Below are 17,467 nucleotides of genomic sequence, written 5' to 3'. Positions count from 1 at the left end.
TAGCCATGGGCGCGCGTCCAGAAATGCCCGCGCGCCATTGCTTCCGACCGGCACCTGCCGCGCCGTGCCTGTCGCTCGCAGCGAAACCGGGCCGTTCGCCCGGCAGCGCCGTCCGCAGGCGTTGCTCAGCCGCACTCCCCTTCCCAAAAAGAGAGCACGTGTATCACCAGCGTCGACCGCCGAATTCTGTCTTGCGACCGACTTGCAACCATAGACTACCAATTGAATTGATATGAAGCCCGCGCGGCGGCAGCATGCGCCAAGGACAGGACCCTACCAATGCTCGTCGGAACTTATAACCCTTCGCTCGTCCTCGTATCTCTAGGAGTCGCCATCCTGGCGTCCTACACGGCGTTGGGCATGGCCAACCGCGTCAGAGCCTCGAACGGGTTGCCCAGCGCGCGCTACTGGCTGGCGGGCGGCGCGTTCGCGATGGGCGTGGGCATCTGGTCCATGCATTTCGTGGGCATGCTGGCGTTCAGCCTGCCCATTCCCATGGGTTACGACCTGCCGCTGACCGTCCTGTCGCTGGTCATCGCCATCGGCTGCTCCGCCTTCGCCCTGTGGACCGTGAGCAAGGACGAGCTGCCGCGGCGGCGGCTGGTGATCGGCGCCCTGCTCATGGGCGCTGGCATCGCGGCGATGCATTACCTCGGCATGGCCGCCATGCTCATGGAGCCCGGCATTGTCTATGACGCCAAATGGTTCGCACTGTCCATCGTGATTGCCGTGGCCGCCTCCGGCGCGGCGCTATGGATCACCTACCGGCTGCGCCACGGCGGCCCCCGCATGGTCTGGTCGCGGCCGCTGGCGGCAGCGATCATGGGCATCGCCATCGTCGGCATGCACTACACCGGCATGGCCGCCGCCGGCTTCCCCGCGGGCAGTATCTGCATGGCGGCCAACAGCGGCATTTCGGCCGGCTGGCTGGCCATCGCCGTGACCGCCGTGACCCTGAGCGTGCTGGCCATCGCCCTGCTGGTCGCGGTGCTGGACAACCGGCTGGAGGCGCGCACCTCGGCCCTGGCTTCATCGCTGGCCGAGGCCAATGAAGAGCTGGTGCAACTGGCGTTGCACGACACGCTGACCAAGTTGCCCAACCGCATCCTGCTGGAAGACCGGCTGGAGCAGGCGATCGAAAGCGCCAGCCGGCGCAAGGGCTATTTCGCGGTGCTGTTCTTCGACCTGGACGGCTTCAAGGCGGTCAACGACGCGTACGGACACCACACCGGCGACGCCCTGCTGATCGACCTGGCGCAGCGCATCCGCCAGACCTTGCGCACACAGGACACGGTGGCGCGCCTGGGCGGCGACGAGTTCATCGTACTGAGCGAAGTGGTCGAACCCACCGACGCGGCCAATGTGGCCGACCGTCTCATCGACGCCATCGCCCGCCCCGTCACGGTCTACGGGCATGAGGTGATGGTGACCTCGAGCGTGGGCATCGCCATCTATCCCAACGACGGCCAGGACACCCACGCCCTGCTGACCAACGCCGACGCGGCGATGTACCACGCCAAGCGCCTGGGCGGCACTGGCTACAGTTTCTTCGAACCGTCCATGAACGCGGACGCGCACGAGCAGATCGAACTGCTGCACGACCTGCGCCTGGCGCAGGAACGCAACCAGCTCGTGCTGCACTACCAGCCCAAGTACGAAGCGCCCGCCGGCCCGATCATCGGCGCCGAGGCGCTGCTGCGCTGGAACCATCCGACCCGCGGCCTGGTTGGCCCGGACCAGTTCATCCCCACGGCGGAAAAGACCGGCCTGATCCTGTCCATCGGCGAATGGGTGATCAACGAGGCCTGCCGCCAGATGCGTGAATGGATCAACGCGGGCCAGGGCCACTGGACCATCGCCGTCAATATTTCAGCGTTGCAGTTCGCCCACGCCAGCCTGGTGGAAACGGTGCGCTCGGCCTTGGAACGCCATGGCGTGCCGCCGGCCTGCCTGACCTTGGAAGTGACCGAATCCACCGCCATGCGCGACGCCGAGGCCAGCCTGGCGGTGCTCAAGCGCCTGTCGAACCTGGGCGTGACGATTTCGATCGACGACTTCGGCACCGGCTATTCCAGCCTGCTCTATCTGAAGCGGCTGCCGGCCACCGAGCTGAAGATCGACCGCGGCTTCGTCAACCAGCTGGAAAACGACAACGAAGACGCGGCCATCGTGTCGGCCATTGTCGCGCTGGCGCAGCAGCTCAACCTGCGCATCGTGGCCGAGGGCGTGGAAACGCCGGCGCAGCAGAAGTTCCTGACCGGCCTGGGCTGCGATTCGCTGCAGGGCTTCCTGCTGGGCAAACCCATGCCCGCCACCGAATTCCTGGAACACGCGGTCGACTGAGCGGCCGGCGCGGCGCAAGCCGCCGCGCAAATTTGCTACGCTTGCCGTAGCCAACCGGCCGAACCCCAACCGTCCCGACCCCGCATGCCCGCCAGCCTTACCCTCATCGTCGCCTATTCCACCAATCGCGCCATCGGGCGCGACAACGCCCTGCCCTGGAAACTGCCGGGCGATCTGGCGCATTTCAAGCGCAGCACCCTGGGCCACCCCATCATCATGGGCCGCAAGACCTGGGACTCGCTGGGCCGGCCGCTGCCCGGCCGCAGCAACATCGTGATCAGCCGCAATCCCGATTTCAGCGCCGCGGGCGCCATCGTGGCGCCGTCGCTGGAAGCGGCGATCCAGGCCTGCGGCGACATCGACGCGGCCTATGTGATCGGCGGCGCGCAAATCTACGCGCAAGCCCTGCCGCTGGCGCAACGCGTGCTGGCCACCGAAGTCCGCGCCGAGGTCGAAGGCGACGCCTTCTTCCCCTTGCTGCCCGCCTTTCAATGGAAGGAAACGGCGCGCGAAGCGCAGCCGGCCGAAAACGGCTACGAATACGACTTCGTGACTTACGAGCGGCAGTGACTCAGGCGGCCGCCCCGGCGTTGCGCATGAAACGCCAAAGGGCCGGCGCTTCCGAGTAGGCCACGTTGAAGCGCACCCAGGGCGTATCGGCCTCGTCCGCCTCGAAGTAAGACCCGGGCGCCAGCCAGATCCCGTCCTTCAGCGCCAATTCCGCGAGTCCGTTGGCGCCGCGTTCGCGCCATTGCCCGGCCACCTTGGCCCACAGGAACAGGCCGCCTTGCGGCCTCCCATAGATCTCGAAACCATGCTGCGCCATCAGCTCGCCCACGCCCGCATGGGCCTCCGCCAGCCGTTCGCGGGTGCGGGCGATGTGGGCGCGGTAGCGGCCCTCGCGGATGACCTGGTGCACGATGCGCTCCATGATCTCCGGCGAGGTCAGGCCCACCGCCATCTTGGTGCGCGCGATGTCGCGCGCCAGATCGCGGTGCGCCACCACATAACCCACCCGCACCGACGGACTGATGACCTTGGAGTAGCCACCCAGGTAGACCACGCGCCGCGCCCCGTCCAGGGCGGCCAGCATGGGCGTTACGCCGGGCGCGAGCTCGCGCGAGATATCGTCTTCCACCACCCACAAGCCGTGCCGCTCAGCCGCCTGCAGGATGCGGAAGGCATTGGCCATGCTGATGCTGGCGCCCGACGGGTTCTGCAATGCGGTGTTGACGACCAGCGCCCTGGGCCGGTGGCGAGCCACCACCGCTTCCAGCGCCTCGCAGTCCAGCCCGTCCGGCGTGCGCGGCACGGACACCGCGCGCAAGCCGGCCAAACGCAGCATCTGCAGCAGATTGGCATAGGCGGGCTGCTCCACCACCACCGTGTCGCCTGGCCGCAGCAAGGTGCGTATCACCATGTCCAGCCCATGCGTCACGCCCTGGGTCAGCACGACCTGCGAGGCCTCGACCTCCATGCCCTGCGCGCTCAGGCTGGCCGCGATGGTCTCGCGCAGTGGCGCATAGCCATAAGGATGCCCGTAGTTCGCGATACGCATGGCCGGCACCCGCCCCATGTGACGCAGGGCCATGTGCAGCCCCTCCTCGTTCAGCCATTCGCCCGGCAGCCAGCCGCAGCCCGATTTGATCGGGATGGAATGGTCCGCGAAGATGTCCGACAGCAGCCAGCCGGCGTTCAGGCGCGGCGGCTCCCAGGACGGCGGCTGGACGGGGCGCGCCGGCGCGTCCGGCGTCGCGACCCGATAGCCCGCGCCCGGCCGCGCCGCCAGCCAGCCCAGCGATACCAGCCTGCTGTAGGCGCTGGCCACCGTGAAGGTGCTGACCTCGTAGAGGCGCGCAAACTCGCGCACCGAAGGTAGGGACATACCCGGACGCAGCGTCTGTTCTTCGATGGCGCGCAGGATGGCGGCGACCAGCTGCTCGACCAGGGTCGGCGCCTGTCCGCGGCCACGGGCGCGGTTGGGCTGGAAATCGATCACGGAGATAACTGTACAGTTGTGTCGTTCATAACTATACAGTTAGCCGCATTTGCGCGGATCGTATATTTTCATTCCCATCCGGACGCACCAGAATCGTTTCAATCCCGCTGGCTGCACAACCGTCGCCCAAGTCCAGCGCTTGTCCGTCCCCTGGAGCCGCCATGAACGCCCCCGACAAACTGCCCGACCTGTCCCACCTCTGGATGCCCTTCACTGCCAACAAGCAGTTCAAGGCGCACCCGCGCATGCTGGCGACCGCCAAGGGCATGTACTACACCTCGACCGACGGCCGCCAGATCCTGGACGGCACGGCCGGCCTGTGGTGCGTCAACGCCGGCCACGGCCGCGAGGAAATCGTCGCCGCGATCGCCAAACAGGCAGGCGTGATGGACTACGCGCCGGGCTTCCAGCTGGGCCACCCGCTGGCCTTCGAAGCCGCGACCGCCGTCGCCAGCCTGATGCCGCAGGGCCTGGACCGGGTCTTCTTCACGAACTCGGGATCCGAATCCGTCGACACCTGCCTGAAGATCGCCCTGGCCTATCACCGCGCCCGCGGCGAAGGCCAGCGCACCCGCCTGATCGGCCGCGAGCGCGGCTACCACGGCGTGGGCTTCGGCGGCATCTCGGTGGGCGGCATCTCGACCAACCGCAAGACCTTCTCCGGCGCGCTGCTGCCCGCCGTGGATCATCTGCCGCACACCCACAACATCGAGCAGAACGCCTATTCCAAGGGCCAGCCGGCCTGGGGCGCTCACCTGGCCGACGAACTGGAGCGCATCGTCGCGCTGCACGACCCGTCCACCATCGCCGCGGTCATCGTCGAACCGATGGCAGGTTCGACCGGCGTGCTGATCCCGCCCAAGGGCTATCTGGAAAAGCTGCGCGAAATCACCGCCAAGCACGGCATCCTGCTGATATTCGACGAAGTCATCACCGCCTACGGCCGCCTGGGCGCCGCCACGGCATCCGAGTTCTTCGGCGTCACGCCGGACATCATCGCCATGGCCAAGGGCGTGAGCAACGCCGCCGTGCCGGCCGGCGCGGTCGCGGTCAAGCGCGAAGTGCATGACGCCATCGTCAACGGCCCGGCCGGCGGCATCGAGTTCTTCCACGGCTACACCTATTCGGCGCACCCGCTGGCCGCCGCCGCCATCCTGGCCACGCTGGACATCTACCGCCGCGAAGACCTGTTCGGGCGCGCCCGCAAGCTGTCCGGCGCCTTCCAGGACGCCGCCCACAGCCTGAAGGGCGCGCCGCACGTCATCGACGTGCGCAATCTGGGTTTGGTCTGCGGCATCGAGCTGGCGCCGCGCGCCGGCGCTCCCGGCGCGCGCGCCGCCGAAGTCTTCCAGAAGTGCTTCGACAACGGCCTGATGGTGCGCTACACCGGCGACATCATCGCGATCTCGCCCCCGCTCATCATCGAAGAGGCGCAGATCGGCCAGATCTTCGAACAGATCGGCCGCATCCTGAAGGAAGTCGCCTGATCGTCCGCCGCCCCGCGAGGGGCGGTTTTTCGCCTGGGCGGCCGACGGCCGCCCTGTGGCATTTTTCAAAGCCCCAGATTCGAGCGTTCCCATGAAGAAGATCCCGCATTTCATCAATGGCCAGCACTACGACGGCCGCAGCAACCGCTACGCCGACGGCTTCAACCCCGCCACCGGCGAAGTCACCGCTTCCATTCCGCTGGCGTCGAACGACGAAGTCGCGCTGGCCGTGGCCGCTGCCAAGGCCGCGTTTCCTGCCTGGTCCGAAACGCCCGCGCTCAAGCGCGCGCGCATCCTGTTCAATTTCAAGGCGCTGCTGGACAAGCACCAGGACGAACTGGCCGAACTGATCACGCGCGAACATGGCAAGGTCTTCTCCGACGCCAAGGGCGAGGTCACGCGCGGCATCGAAATCGTCGAATTCGCCTGCGGCATTCCGCAGCTGATGAAAGGCCAGTACTCCGACCAGATCGGCGGCGGCATCGACAACTGGAGCATGCGCCAGGCCCTGGGCGTGGTGGCCGGCATCACGCCGTTCAACTTCCCCATGATGGTGCCGTGCTGGATGTTCCCGGTGGCCATCGCTTGCGGCAACACCTTCGTGCTCAAGCCTTCCGAGCGCGATCCCTCGGCGTCCGTGCGCCTGGCCGAACTGCTGGCCGAAGCCGGCCTGCCTGAAGGCGTGTTCAACGTCGTGCACGGCGACAAGCAGGCGGTGGACGCGCTGATCGCGCATCCCGACGTCGAAGCCCTGTCCTTCGTCGGTTCGACGCCGATTGCCGAATACATCTATGCCGAAGGCACCCGCCGCGGCAAGCGCGTGCAGGCGCTGGGCGGCGCCAAGAACCACATGGTGGTCATGCCCGACGCCGACCTGGACCAGGTTACCGACGCGCTGATGGGCGCGGCCTACGGCTCGGCCGGTGAACGCTGCATGGCCATCTCGGTCGCCGTGGCGGTGGGCGACGTGGCCGACAAGGTCGTCGAACGCCTGACGCCGCGCGTCAAGGCGCTGGTGGTCAAGGACGGCATGCAGGGCGATGCCGAAATGGGCCCGCTCGTCACCTCGCAGCATCGCGGCAAGGTCGTGGGCTACATCGAGGACGGCATCGCCGCCGGCGCGACGCTGGTGGTCGACGGCCGCGGCCTGAAGGTGCCGGGCAACGAAAAGGGCTTCTTCCTCGGCGGCACGCTGTTCGACCACGTCAAGCCCGCGATGAACATCTACCGCGAAGAAATCTTCGGCCCGGTGCTGTGCGTGGTGCGTGTGCCGGACTTCGCCTCGGCGGTCGAACTGATCAACGCCCATGAATTCGGCAATGGCGTGGCCTGCTTCACGTCCGACGGCGGCGTGGCGCGCGCCTTCGCGCGCCAGATCAAGGTCGGCATGGTCGGCATCAACGTGCCAATTCCGGTGCCCATGGCCTGGCATTCGTTCGGCGGCTGGAAGCGCTCGCTGTTCGGCGACCATCACGCCTACGGCGAAGAAGGCATCCGCTTCTATTCCCGCTACAAGAGCGTGATGCAGCGCTGGCCCGACAGCATCGCCAAGGGTGCGGAATTCACGATGCCTGTCGCTAAGTGAGCCCACCCCCGAAGCGCTGCGCGCTTCCCCCTCAAGGGGGCGTCGCTGCGGACCGGCGGAGCCGGATCCGCGCGACCCCGCTTGGGAAGGTCTTGCCAGTTAGTTGCGTTGTGCCCGTTTGCAGCGGGAACTGAAATGGGCGCGGCGTAGCCGCGTCTTCCTCATATCAAAAACGACAAGGGGAATCCTGATGCGCATCGGGATAGGCGGCTTTCAGCATGAAACCAATACGTTCGCGCCTTCGCGCGCGGCGTGGGAAGATTTTGCCGAGAAAGGCGGCGGCTGGCCCAAGCTGGTCAGCGGGCCAGCGATGTTCCAGGCGGTGGCGGGCGCCAACATACCTGTGGCGGGCTTTATTGAAGCCATGGGACGGCACACCTTGCTGCCCACCACCTGGGCCGCGGCCAGTCCTTCGGGACCGGTCACCAAGGATGCGTTCGAACGCATCAGCGCGATGATCCTGCAAGGCCTGTCGCAGGCGCTGCCGCTGGATGGCGTCTACCTGGATCTGCACGGCGCCATGGTCACGGAGCACCTGGACGATGGCGAAGGCGAACTGCTCAAGCGCGTGCGCGAACTGGTGGGTCCGGACGTCCCCGTCGTCGCCAGCCTGGACTTGCACGCCAACGTTACCCGCGCCATGGTGCGCCACGCCGACGCGCTGGTCTGCTACCGCACCTATCCTCACATCGACATGGCCGAAACCGGGCAGCGCGCAGCCGAATTGCTGGCCAAGCGGCTGGCGGGCGCGCCGCGGCCTTGCGTGGCCCTGCGTGCGCTGCCCTATCTGATTTCACTGTGCTGGCAGTCCACCGATATCGAACCCTCGCGCAGCCTGTACCAGATGGTGGGCGACATCGAAACACGCGGCGCGCTCAGCCTGTCGTTCGCCACGGGTTTTCCCGCAGCCGACTTCCCCGAGTGCGCCCCCACGGTGTGGGCTTACGGCGCGACCCAAGCCGAAGCCGACGCCGCTGCCGACGAAATGGCGCGCGCCGTGCTCAACGCGGAACGCGACTTCGGCGGCAAGCTCTACACGCCCGACGAAGCCGTACAGGAAGCCATGCGGCTGGCGCGCGACGCGCACAAGCCCGTGGTCATCGCCGACGCGCAGGACAACCCGGGCGCGGGCGGCAGCTCGGACACCACTGGCGTGTTGCGCGCCCTGATCCGGCACGATGCGCGCGACACCGCCATCGGCCTCATCGTCGACCCCGCGGCCGCGCTGGCCGCCCACCGCGCGGGCGCTGGAAACAAGGTACGCATTGCATTGGGTGGACACTCGGGTATTCCCGACGATGAGCCGCTGGACACCGAGTTCATCGTCGAGAAAACTTCGGATGGACGCTTCGATACGCACGGCGCCTTCTATCGCGGCTTCCATATGGACCTGGGCCCCAGCGCCTGTCTGCGGATCGGCGGCGTACGCATCATCGTCGCCTCCAACAAGGTGCAGATGGCCGACCAGGAGATGTTCCGCTTCGCCGGCGTGGAACCGCAGCGCGCAGCGATCCTGGTGGTCAAGAGCTCGGCCCACTTCCGCGCCGATTTCACCGGCATCGCGGAAAGGATCCTGGTGTGCGCGGCCCCGGGTTCCATGCTGATGGATGCGGCAAAACAACCATGGACACGGTTGCGTCCCGGCATCAGAATGGCGCCTTGCGGACCTGTCTTTTCCGGCGGGTCCGCTACCGCCTGAAGCTCGCACGCCGCCACCGCGCGGCGGACCAACGACGCAGCGGCGCGATGGCGCCGCTCACTACGCATCAAGGGGAACATTCATGCTGAAGTACGTCCGAGCGGCCGCGCTGGCCGGCGCCACCATGATGATGGCTCACGGCGCCTACGCCGAGACCGTCATCAAGTCGGTGATGCACTCGCCTCTGCGCCTGACCGACCCGCACGCCACCACCGCGTACATCACGACGTGGCACGGCTACATGATTTACGACACCCTGCTGGCTACCGACGCCGACAACAAGATCCAGCCGCAGATGCTGGAAAAGTGGGAAGTCTCCCCCGACGGCAAGACCTACACCATGACCTTGCGCGACGGCCAGAAATGGCATGACGGCAAGCCGGTGACGTCCGAGGACTGCGTCGCTTCGATCAAGCGCTGGGCCGCCGGCGACGGCATGGGCCGCACGCTGCTGAAGTTCACCGACAAGATCGAAGTCATCGACGACAAGAACTTCCGCATCGTCATGAAGGAACCCACGGACCTGGCGCTGCGCGCCCTGTCCAAGCCCACCGGCACCGCGCCGTTCATGATGCCCAAGCGCATCGCCGAACAGGCCATCGGCCAGCCCATCACCGACATGACCGGCTCGGGTCCGTTCAAGGTCATCGAATTCAAGCCGGGCGTGAAGACCGTCTACGCCAAGAACGCCGACTACGTGCCGCGCAAGGAGCCCGCCAGCGGCCTGGCCGGCGGCAAGGTCGTCAACGTCGACAAGGTCGAATGGGACGTCATGCCGGATGCGCTGACCACCGCCAACGCGCTGCTGGGCGGCGAGATCGACTTCGTCGAGCAGTTCCCCTATGACCTGCTGCCGATGATCGAAGGCAACAAGGATCTGAAGGAAGAGTCGCTCAGCCCGGTCGGCTACTTCACGATGTACCGCTTCAACTTCAAGTACCCGCCCTTCAACAACAAGAAGGTGCGCCAGGCCGCGATGTACGCCATCGGCCAGGAAGACGTCATGAAGGCGCTGGTCGGCAATCCGAAATACTGGAAGACCTGCGCCTCGCTGTGGGGTTGCGGCACGCCGCTGGAAAGCGACATCGGCAAGGACATGGTGGTGCCGTCCAACATCGAGAAGGCCAAGGCGCTGCTGAAGGAAGCGGGCTACGACAACACGCCCATCCTGGTCATGCACGCGACCGACGTCGGCACGCTGTCGGCCCAGCCGGTGGTGATGGCGCAGGCGCTGCGCAAGGCTGGCTTCAACGTCAACCTGGCCGCGATGGACTGGCAGAGCGTCGCAACGCGCCGCGCCTCGAAGGCTGCGCCCGCGGAAGGCGGCTGGAACATCCACAACACCAACTGGTACGCCACGGACGTGATGGACCCGGTCCGTTCCGCCCCGGCCGCGGCCAACGGCGACAACGCCTGGTTCGGCTGGCCCGACTTCCCGCAGATCGAAGAGTTGCGCACGAAGATGGCGCTGACCTCCGACCCCGCGGAACAGAAGAAGATCGCCGAGGAAGTGCAGCGCATCGGCATCGATGAAGGCCTGTACGTGCCGCTGGGCCAGATGTCCGTGCCCACCGTCTACTCGACCAAGCTCTCGGGCCTGGTGCACGCGCCGGTGTTCGCGTTCTGGAACGTCAAGAAAGCCCCTTGATGGGCAAGTAGTTCAGGGGGAAATACATGCTGGCATTTGTCTCACGCCGGCTCCTCGCGACCATCCCCGTTCTGGTGATGGTCGCGGTGGTGGTCTTCGCGATATTGCGTTTCAGCCCGGGAGATCCGGCCATCATCATGGCGGGCGACGGCGCCACGCCCGAGCGCATCGTCCAGATACGCCAGACGATGGGCCTGGACCAGCCGGTCATCAAACAGTTCTTCATCTGGGGCGGCAAGCTCCTGCAAGGCGACCTGGGCACCTCGCTCATGTCCGGCGTGCCGGTCACCAAGCTGATCGGCCAGCGCCTGGAACCGTCGCTCAGCCTGGCGGTGCTGACCTTGGTGTTCACCCTGCTCGTCGCCATTCCGCTGGGCGTGCTGGCCGCATGGCGCCAAGGCAAGCTGCTGGACCGCGCCGTGATGGGCTTCTCGGTGCTGGGATTCTCCGTGCCGGTCTTCGTCACGGGCTACGTGCTGATCTGGCTCTTCGCCATCAAGCTGGGCTGGTTCAACGTGCAGGGCTACGCGCCGCTGGCCAAGGGTTTCTGGCCTTACCTGCACCGCCTCATCCTGCCGTCGCTGGCGCTGTCCACGGTCTACGTGGCGCTGATCGCGCGCATCACGCGCACCAGCGTCATCGAGGTCATGGGCGAGGATTTCATCCGCACGGCGCGCTCCAAGGGCCTGGGCGAAACCGGCGTGCTGCTGGGCCACGCCCTGCGCAACGCCGCCGTGCCCATCGCCACGGTGGTGGGCCTGGGCATCGCGCTGCTGATCAGCGGCGTGGTCGTGACGGAATCGGTGTTCAACATCCCCGGCCTGGGCCGGCTGGTGGTGGAAGCCGTGCTCGCGCGCGACTACCCCGTCATCCAGGGCCTGACGCTCTTCTTCGCGTTCGTCTACGTGTTCATCAATCTGGTTGTCGATTGCGCCTACACGGTGTTCGACCCGCGAATCAGGTATTAACGCCATGCAAACGCCAACCGATGCCGCCGCGCAAGCGGCCGCCGATCTCCCCGGAGGCGGCACGCCCCAGGCTACCGCCTGGCGCCAGATCCGCCAGGGACTCAAGAGCTGGCCCGTGATGCTGGCGCTGATCGTGCTGGTGGCGGTCGTCGCCATCGCGCTGTTCGCGCCGCTGCTGGGTACGGTCGACCCCATTTCCATCAACCCCGGCGCGCGCCTGAAGCCGCCCTTCTCCGACTACCTGCTGGGCACCGACGCCTTTGGCCGCGACGTCTGGTCGCGCGTGGCCTACGGCGCGCGCATCTCGCTGATCGCGGGCCTGGGCGCGGCGCTGGTCAGCGTCGCCATCGGCCTGGTCATCGGCGTGATCGCCGGCTGGTTCCGTTCGCTGGACGGGCTGATCATGCGCACCATGGACGCCATCATGGCCATCCCCGGCATCCTGCTGGCGATCGCCCTGGTGTCGGTCACGGGCGCCAGCATCACCACCGTGCTGGTCGCCATCACCATCCCGGAAATTCCGCGGGTGGTGCGGCTGGTGCGCGGCCAGATCCTGACCGTGCGCGGCGAACCCTATGTCGAAGCCGCGCTGGCCCTGGGCACGCCGCTGCCGCTGCTGCTGTGGCGCCACATGGTGCCCAGCACCATCGCGCCGCTGACGGTGCAGGGTACCTATGTGTTCGCCTCCGCCATGCTCACCGAAGCCATCCTGAGCTTCCTGGGCGCGGGCATCCCGCCCGAGATCGCCTCCTGGGGCAACATCATGTCCGAAGGACGCATGTACTTCCGCATGCTGCCCGGCCTGATCCTGTTCCCCGGCCTGTTCCTGTCGCTGACCGTGCTCAGCGTGAACATCCTGGGCGACGCCTTGCGCGACGCGCTGGACCCGAAAATGGTGCGCAGGATCTGATGCCGATGACCTATTCCCCCACTCCTCCCGCAGGCGATACCTCCACCGCCATCCTGGCCATCCGCAACCTCTCGGTGGAAGTCGCCGGCGCCGGCAACCGCGTCGTGCGCAACCTGAGCCTGGACGTGCATGCCGGCGAAACCGTGTGCGTCGTCGGCGAATCCGGCTCCGGCAAATCCGTCACCTCGCTGGCCGTCATGGGCCTGCTGCCTCCCGGCGTGCTGGGCGTCAGCGCGGGTTCGATCCGCGTGGAAGGCGAAGACGTGGTCACCGCCACGCAGCGCCGCCTGCGCGAGATGCGCGCCACGCGCATGGCCATGGTGTTCCAGGAGCCCATGACCGCCCTGAACCCCGTGCACACCGTGGGCAAGCAAGTCGACGAGGTGCTGCGCCTGCACCGCAAGCAGATGTCGGCCGCGGACCGCCGCGCCAAAGTGCTGGACATGTTCCGGTCGGTGCACCTGCCCGACGTCGAGCGCATCTTCGAGGCCTATCCGCACCAGCTGTCGGGCGGCCAGCGCCAGCGCATCGTCATCGCCATGGCGCTGATCCTGGAGCCCAAGCTGCTGATCGCGGACGAGCCGACCACGGCGCTGGACGTCACCACGCAGAAGCAGATCCTGGCGCTCATCAAGGAACTGCAGGTCAAGCACCAGACCGCCGTACTGTTCATCACCCACGACTTCGGCGTGGTGGCCGAGATCTCCGACCGCATCGTGGTGATGAACCGCGGCGACCTGATCGAAAGCGGCACGCGCAACGAGATCCTGGCCGAGCCCAAGCAGTCCTATACCCGCCGGCTGGTGTCGTCGGTACCCAGCCTGGTGCCCTCGCGCCGCGAGGCGCCGGCCGGCATGCCGGTGCTGCACGTCAAGGGCCTGGGCCGCACCTACGGCACCAAGAGTTCGCTGTTTTCGCGCCAGGCTGCGCGCAACGTGATCGCGGCCGCCGACGTCAACCTGACGCTGCGCAAGGGCGAGATCCTGGGCATCGTGGGCGAGTCCGGCTCGGGCAAATCCACCGTGGCGCGCTGCATCGTGCGCCTGATCGAACCCACCGCGGGCCACATGATGATGGGCGGCGAAGACCTCAGCACCTTGTCCGGCTCGGCGCTGCGCCCGGTGCGCCGCCGCATCCAGATCGTGTTCCAGGATCCGTACCGTTCGCTGAATCCGCGCCGCACCGTCGGCGAATCCATCATCGAGGGCCTGCTGAATTTCGGCGTGGCCCGCGAACAAGCACTGAAACGCGCCGGCGAAACGCTGAGCGTCGTGGGCCTGAGCCCCGACGCGATGAACCGCTATCCCCACCAGTTCTCCGGCGGCCAGCGCCAGCGCATCTGCATCGCGCGCGCCCTGGTCATGGACCCCGAGATTCTGGTGGCCGACGAAGCCGTGTCCGCCCTGGACGTATCGGTGCAGGCGCAGGTGCTGGAATTGCTGGAACAGGTACGCCAGCGCACCGGCGTGGGCGTGCTGTTCATCACCCACGACCTGCGCGTGGCCGCGCAGATCTGCGACACCATCATGGTGATGCAGCGGGGCAAGGTCGTCGAGACCGGCTCCGCCGAAACCGTGCTGACCGAACCGCGCCACGAATACACACGGGCCCTGATCGACGCCGCCCCCGGACGCGACTGGGACTTCCGCAACTTCCGGCCGGTCGCGGCCGGCCTGGGCCACGCCGCCGCGCCCTGAAACGCGCGCAGCCTGTACACACACTGGAACCGCAATGCCGCAACCGCATGAACTGTCCGCCGTGGAGCTGCTCCAGGCCTACCGCGACAAGACGCTCTCGCCCGTCGAGGTCACCCGATCCGTGCTGGACCACATCGCGCGCTGGGAACCGCAGCTGAAGGCCACCTACGCGCTGGATGCGGATGGCGCGCTGGCGCAGGCCCGCGCCTCCGAAGCCCGCTGGATGAAGGGCGAACCGCTGTCGACCGGCGGACACACGCTGGACGGCGTGCCCGCCACCATCAAGGAAAACATCGCCACGCGCGGCGTGCCGGTGCCGCTGGGCACGGCAGCGACGGAATTGAAGCCTGCCGCCGCCGATGCGCCGCCAGCCGCCCGCATGCGCGAGGCCGGCGCCGTGCTGCTGGGCAAGACCACCATGCCCGACTTCGGCATGCTGTCCTCGGGCCTGTCCAGCTTCCATGAACTGACCCGCAACCCCTGGGACCTGTCCAAGAACCCGGGCGGCTCGAGCGCCGGCGCGGGCGCGGCAGCGGCGGCCGGTTACGGCCCGCTGCATATCGGCACCGACATCGGCGGCTCCGTGCGCCTGCCGGCAGCCTGGTGCGGCATCGCCACGCTCAAGCCCAGCCTGGGCCGCATCCCCATCGACCCGCCGTTCATGGGCCGCTGCGCCGGCCCCATGACGCGTACCGTCGCCGACTCGGCGCTCATGATGGGCGTGCTGTCGCAGCCCGACGCGCGCGACCACATGAGCCTGCCTTACCAGGACTTCGACTGGCTGGACCTGGAACTCGACCTGCGCGGCCTGCGCATCGGCCTGCTGATGGACGCGGGCTGCGGCCTGCCGCTGGATCCCGAGATCCGCGCCGCGGTCGAGGCCGCAGCCCGCGCCTTCGAAGCCGCCGGCGCCATCGTCACGCCGATGCAGCCCTGGATGACGCCGGACATGCTGGAAGGCGTGGACCGCTTCTGGCGCACGCGCTCGGCCGTCGACCTGTCGGCCTTGCCGCAGGCGCGCCGCGACAAGATCCTGCCCTTCATCCGCACCTGGGCGGAAAGCGGCGGCGGCCAGTCCGGCGAGGCCGTGTTCCGCAGCTATTACGAAACCATGAACGTGCGCGCCAAGACGGTAGCGGCTTGCGCGCCCTACGACTACGTGCTTTCGCCCGTGGCCCCGGTGGTCGCCTACAACGCCGAATGGCCGTCGCCCACCAACGAGGTCGCGACCACCATGCACCACATCGGATTCACGCTGCCCTACAACATGAGCGAGCAGCCCGCGGCGTCCGTCAATTGCGGCTATACCAAGACCGGCCTGCCCATCGGCCTGCAGATCGCCGGCGCGCGCTTTGACGACCTGGGCGTGCTGCGCATGGCGCGCGCCTGGGAAGCCATGCGGCCTGAACAACACCCCTGGCCCCAGCCGCCGCGCGCGGCCTGACCGATCCTCAACAGCAAACCCACAGGAATTCCCATGCGTTGGCTTTTGGCAATGATCAAGCACGAGACGAATACGTTTTCGCCCGTGCCTACCCCGCTTGAACGCTTCTTCCGCGGCAATCCCGAGATCCTGGCCGGCGAACGCGCCATCAAGGCCTATGAGAACACCGACAGCGGCCTGGGCGGCTATATCGAAGTGGCGCGGCGCGAAGGCGCCGAGATGGTCGTGCCCGTGGCGGCCGAGTCCTGGCCCAGCGGCCCCGCCAGCGCCGAAACCCACGAACGGCTATGCAAGCTGGTCCTGGACGAGGTCCAGCGCGGCGGCTACGACGCCATCCTGCTCGACCTGCACGGCGCCATGGTCGCCGAAGGCGTCGAGGACGCCGAGGGCGACCTGCTACGCCGCCTGCGCGAGATCGATCCGCACACGCCCGTGGCGGTGACGCTGGACATGCACGCCAACATCTACGACGACATCGTCAAGCACGCCACGGTCATCACGGGCTTCCATACCTATCCGCACGTGGACATCCGCGCGGCCGGCCTGCGCGCCGCGAACGTGATCGCGCGCACCCTCAAGGGCGAGATCAAGCCGGTCATGTCCTGGGCCAACAAACCCATGCTGCCGCACATCATGTGCCAGGGCACCCACGCGGCGCCCAACCAGCCGCTACAGGAACGCTGCAAGGCAATGGAAGCCGGCGGCGTCCTGGCCGCTTCCGTCTTCGTGGGATTCCCGCACGCCGACATTCGCGAAGCCGGCCTGAGCGCCGTGGTCTGTACCGACGGCAACCTGGCCGAGGCGCAGCGCCACCGCGACGAGCTGCTGGACCAAGCCTGGAACGGCCGCGCCGACTGGGTGTTCCACCCGGAGCCGCTGGCGCCCACCATTGCCCGCGCCAAGGCCATCGAACAAGGCCCGGTCGTGCTGCTGGACCACTACGACAATACCGGTTCCGGCGGCACCATGGACACCACCGCCGTGCTGGCCGAAGTGCTGCGCCAGGAACTGGAGAACGTGGTCTTCTACGCCATTTGCGACCCGCAGGCCGCACTCGAGGCGGCTGCCGCAGGCGTGGGCCAGACCATCACGATCCAGCTCGGCGGCAAGCTGGCCATGCCCGCCATCAAGGAACCCAGCGAGCCGCTGGAGGTCACCGGCCGCGTCAAGCTGGTGTTCGACGGCGTCTACCTGAACCGCGGCCCCATGTACCGCGGCGTGCGCAACGACACCGGCCTGACGGTCGTGATCGACACGGGCCGCGTGGAAATCGTGGTGGTGTCCCGTCACCAGGAGCCGTTCGACATCAATTGCCTGCTGTCGGCCGGCATCGATCCGCTGCAAAAGCGCTATGTCGTGCTCAAGAGCCGCGTGCACTGGCGCGCGGGCTTTTCCGACATGGCGACGCAGGTCATCGAATGCACCGGCGTGGGGGTGACCACCTCGGACTACGGCCAGCTTGATTTCAAGCACGTGCGCCGACCCATCTATCCCCTCGATCCGATGTAGACCCGGCCGCAGCGCCCACCCCGGAAAGCCGGCGCAACTGCGCCGGCTTTCATTTTGAAATCTTCTGTAACGGTGAGCGCCCTCAGATGACCATCGGCCTCGGTATACTCGCCGCGGGCCTTACAGGCCGATGAATACGTGTATTCCGATGGCGGGCGTCAGCGTCCGGCGGCCATAA

The 17,467-nt window shown here is 67.2% G+C and carries 12 protein-coding genes; 11 read left to right on the top strand and 1 reads right to left on the bottom strand.

Annotated features, from left to right (window positions below):
- The first annotated feature begins 279 nt into the window (after positions 1 to 279).
- Positions 280 to 2,343: a bifunctional diguanylate cyclase/phosphodiesterase gene (locus N5C88_RS16545; protein ID WP_280015800.1), complete on the top strand. Its 2,064-nt coding sequence runs from the start codon at positions 280 to 282 to the stop codon at positions 2,341 to 2,343.
- Positions 2,344 to 2,427: 84 nt separating this feature from the next.
- Entirely contained in the window at positions 2,428 to 2,913 is a 486-nt protein-coding gene (locus N5C88_RS16540) for a dihydrofolate reductase (RefSeq protein WP_059371322.1), read from the top strand.
- Position 2,914: 1 nt separating this feature from the next.
- On the opposite strand, the gene N5C88_RS16535 is transcribed toward N5C88_RS16540, so the two are convergent.
- Positions 2,915 to 4,342 (bottom strand): PLP-dependent aminotransferase family protein, encoded by a 1,428-nt coding sequence (locus N5C88_RS16535; protein ID WP_118931382.1) that lies wholly within the window; start codon positions 4,340 to 4,342, stop codon positions 2,915 to 2,917.
- A gap of 161 nt (positions 4,343 to 4,503) precedes the next feature.
- Between N5C88_RS16535 and N5C88_RS16530 the strand changes: the two genes are divergently transcribed.
- The 9 genes from N5C88_RS16530 to N5C88_RS16490 all read left to right on the top strand — a co-directional run bounded on the left by N5C88_RS16530 (position 4,504) and on the right by N5C88_RS16490 (position 17,289).
- Entirely contained in the window at positions 4,504 to 5,829 is a 1,326-nt protein-coding gene (locus tag N5C88_RS16530; protein WP_280015798.1) for an aspartate aminotransferase family protein, read from the top strand.
- Positions 5,830 to 5,920: 91 nt separating this feature from the next.
- Positions 5,921 to 7,414, top strand: a complete 1,494-nt coding sequence (locus tag N5C88_RS16525) for a CoA-acylating methylmalonate-semialdehyde dehydrogenase (RefSeq protein WP_059371319.1) — start codon at positions 5,921 to 5,923, stop codon at positions 7,412 to 7,414.
- Positions 7,415 to 7,604: 190 nt separating this feature from the next.
- Complete coding sequence (locus N5C88_RS16520; protein ID WP_280015797.1) at positions 7,605 to 9,113, top strand: M81 family metallopeptidase; 1,509 nt, start codon at positions 7,605 to 7,607, stop codon at positions 9,111 to 9,113.
- A gap of 82 nt (positions 9,114 to 9,195) precedes the next feature.
- Complete coding sequence (locus tag N5C88_RS16515; RefSeq protein WP_054451985.1) at positions 9,196 to 10,761, top strand: ABC transporter substrate-binding protein; 1,566 nt, start codon at positions 9,196 to 9,198, stop codon at positions 10,759 to 10,761.
- A gap of 26 nt (positions 10,762 to 10,787) precedes the next feature.
- Entirely contained in the window at positions 10,788 to 11,729 is a 942-nt protein-coding gene (locus N5C88_RS16510; protein WP_059371317.1) for an ABC transporter permease, read from the top strand.
- 4 nt (positions 11,730 to 11,733) lie between these two features.
- Entirely contained in the window at positions 11,734 to 12,639 is a 906-nt protein-coding gene (locus N5C88_RS16505) for an ABC transporter permease (RefSeq protein ID WP_280015796.1), read from the top strand.
- Positions 12,640 to 12,644: 5 nt separating this feature from the next.
- A complete protein-coding gene (locus N5C88_RS16500) occupies positions 12,645 to 14,336 on the top strand; it encodes an ABC transporter ATP-binding protein (protein WP_251879166.1) in 1,692 nt (563 codons plus the stop codon).
- A 34-nt stretch (positions 14,337 to 14,370) separates the two neighbouring features.
- Complete coding sequence (locus tag N5C88_RS16495) at positions 14,371 to 15,780, top strand: amidase (RefSeq protein WP_280015795.1); 1,410 nt, start codon at positions 14,371 to 14,373, stop codon at positions 15,778 to 15,780.
- A 33-nt stretch (positions 15,781 to 15,813) separates the two neighbouring features.
- Positions 15,814 to 17,289: a M81 family metallopeptidase gene (locus N5C88_RS16490; RefSeq protein ID WP_059371313.1), complete on the top strand. Its 1,476-nt coding sequence runs from the start codon at positions 15,814 to 15,816 to the stop codon at positions 17,287 to 17,289.
- Positions 17,290 to 17,467: the final 178 nt, after the last annotated feature.

It is taken from the genome of Achromobacter sp. GD03932 (assembly GCF_029839485.1).
In the GTDB taxonomy this organism is placed as follows: domain Bacteria; phylum Pseudomonadota; class Gammaproteobacteria; order Burkholderiales; family Burkholderiaceae_B; genus Achromobacter; species Achromobacter bronchisepticus_A.
Note: the sequence above shows the minus strand (reverse complement) of the source record. Positions and strands in the feature narration are given on the sequence as shown.

What these genes read in the sequence shown, in the direction of transcription:
- N5C88_RS16545 (WP_280015800.1), top strand. Translation starts at nt 280, where the DNA reads ATGCTCGTCGGAACTTATAACCCTTCGCTCGTCCTCGTATCTCTAGGA.
- N5C88_RS16540 (WP_059371322.1), top strand. Translation starts at nt 2,428, where the DNA reads ATGCCCGCCAGCCTTACCCTCATCGTCGCCTATTCCACCAATCGCGCC.
- N5C88_RS16530 (WP_280015798.1), top strand. Translation starts at nt 4,504, where the DNA reads ATGAACGCCCCCGACAAACTGCCCGACCTGTCCCACCTCTGGATGCCC.
- N5C88_RS16525 (WP_059371319.1), top strand. Translation starts at nt 5,921, where the DNA reads ATGAAGAAGATCCCGCATTTCATCAATGGCCAGCACTACGACGGCCGC.
- N5C88_RS16520 (WP_280015797.1), top strand. Translation starts at nt 7,605, where the DNA reads ATGCGCATCGGGATAGGCGGCTTTCAGCATGAAACCAATACGTTCGCG.
- N5C88_RS16515 (WP_054451985.1), top strand. Translation starts at nt 9,196, where the DNA reads ATGCTGAAGTACGTCCGAGCGGCCGCGCTGGCCGGCGCCACCATGATG.
- N5C88_RS16510 (WP_059371317.1), top strand. Translation starts at nt 10,788, where the DNA reads ATGCTGGCATTTGTCTCACGCCGGCTCCTCGCGACCATCCCCGTTCTG.
- N5C88_RS16505 (WP_280015796.1), top strand. Translation starts at nt 11,734, where the DNA reads ATGCAAACGCCAACCGATGCCGCCGCGCAAGCGGCCGCCGATCTCCCC.
- N5C88_RS16500 (WP_251879166.1), top strand. Translation starts at nt 12,645, where the DNA reads ATGACCTATTCCCCCACTCCTCCCGCAGGCGATACCTCCACCGCCATC.
- N5C88_RS16495 (WP_280015795.1), top strand. Translation starts at nt 14,371, where the DNA reads ATGCCGCAACCGCATGAACTGTCCGCCGTGGAGCTGCTCCAGGCCTAC.
- N5C88_RS16490 (WP_059371313.1), top strand. Translation starts at nt 15,814, where the DNA reads ATGCGTTGGCTTTTGGCAATGATCAAGCACGAGACGAATACGTTTTCG.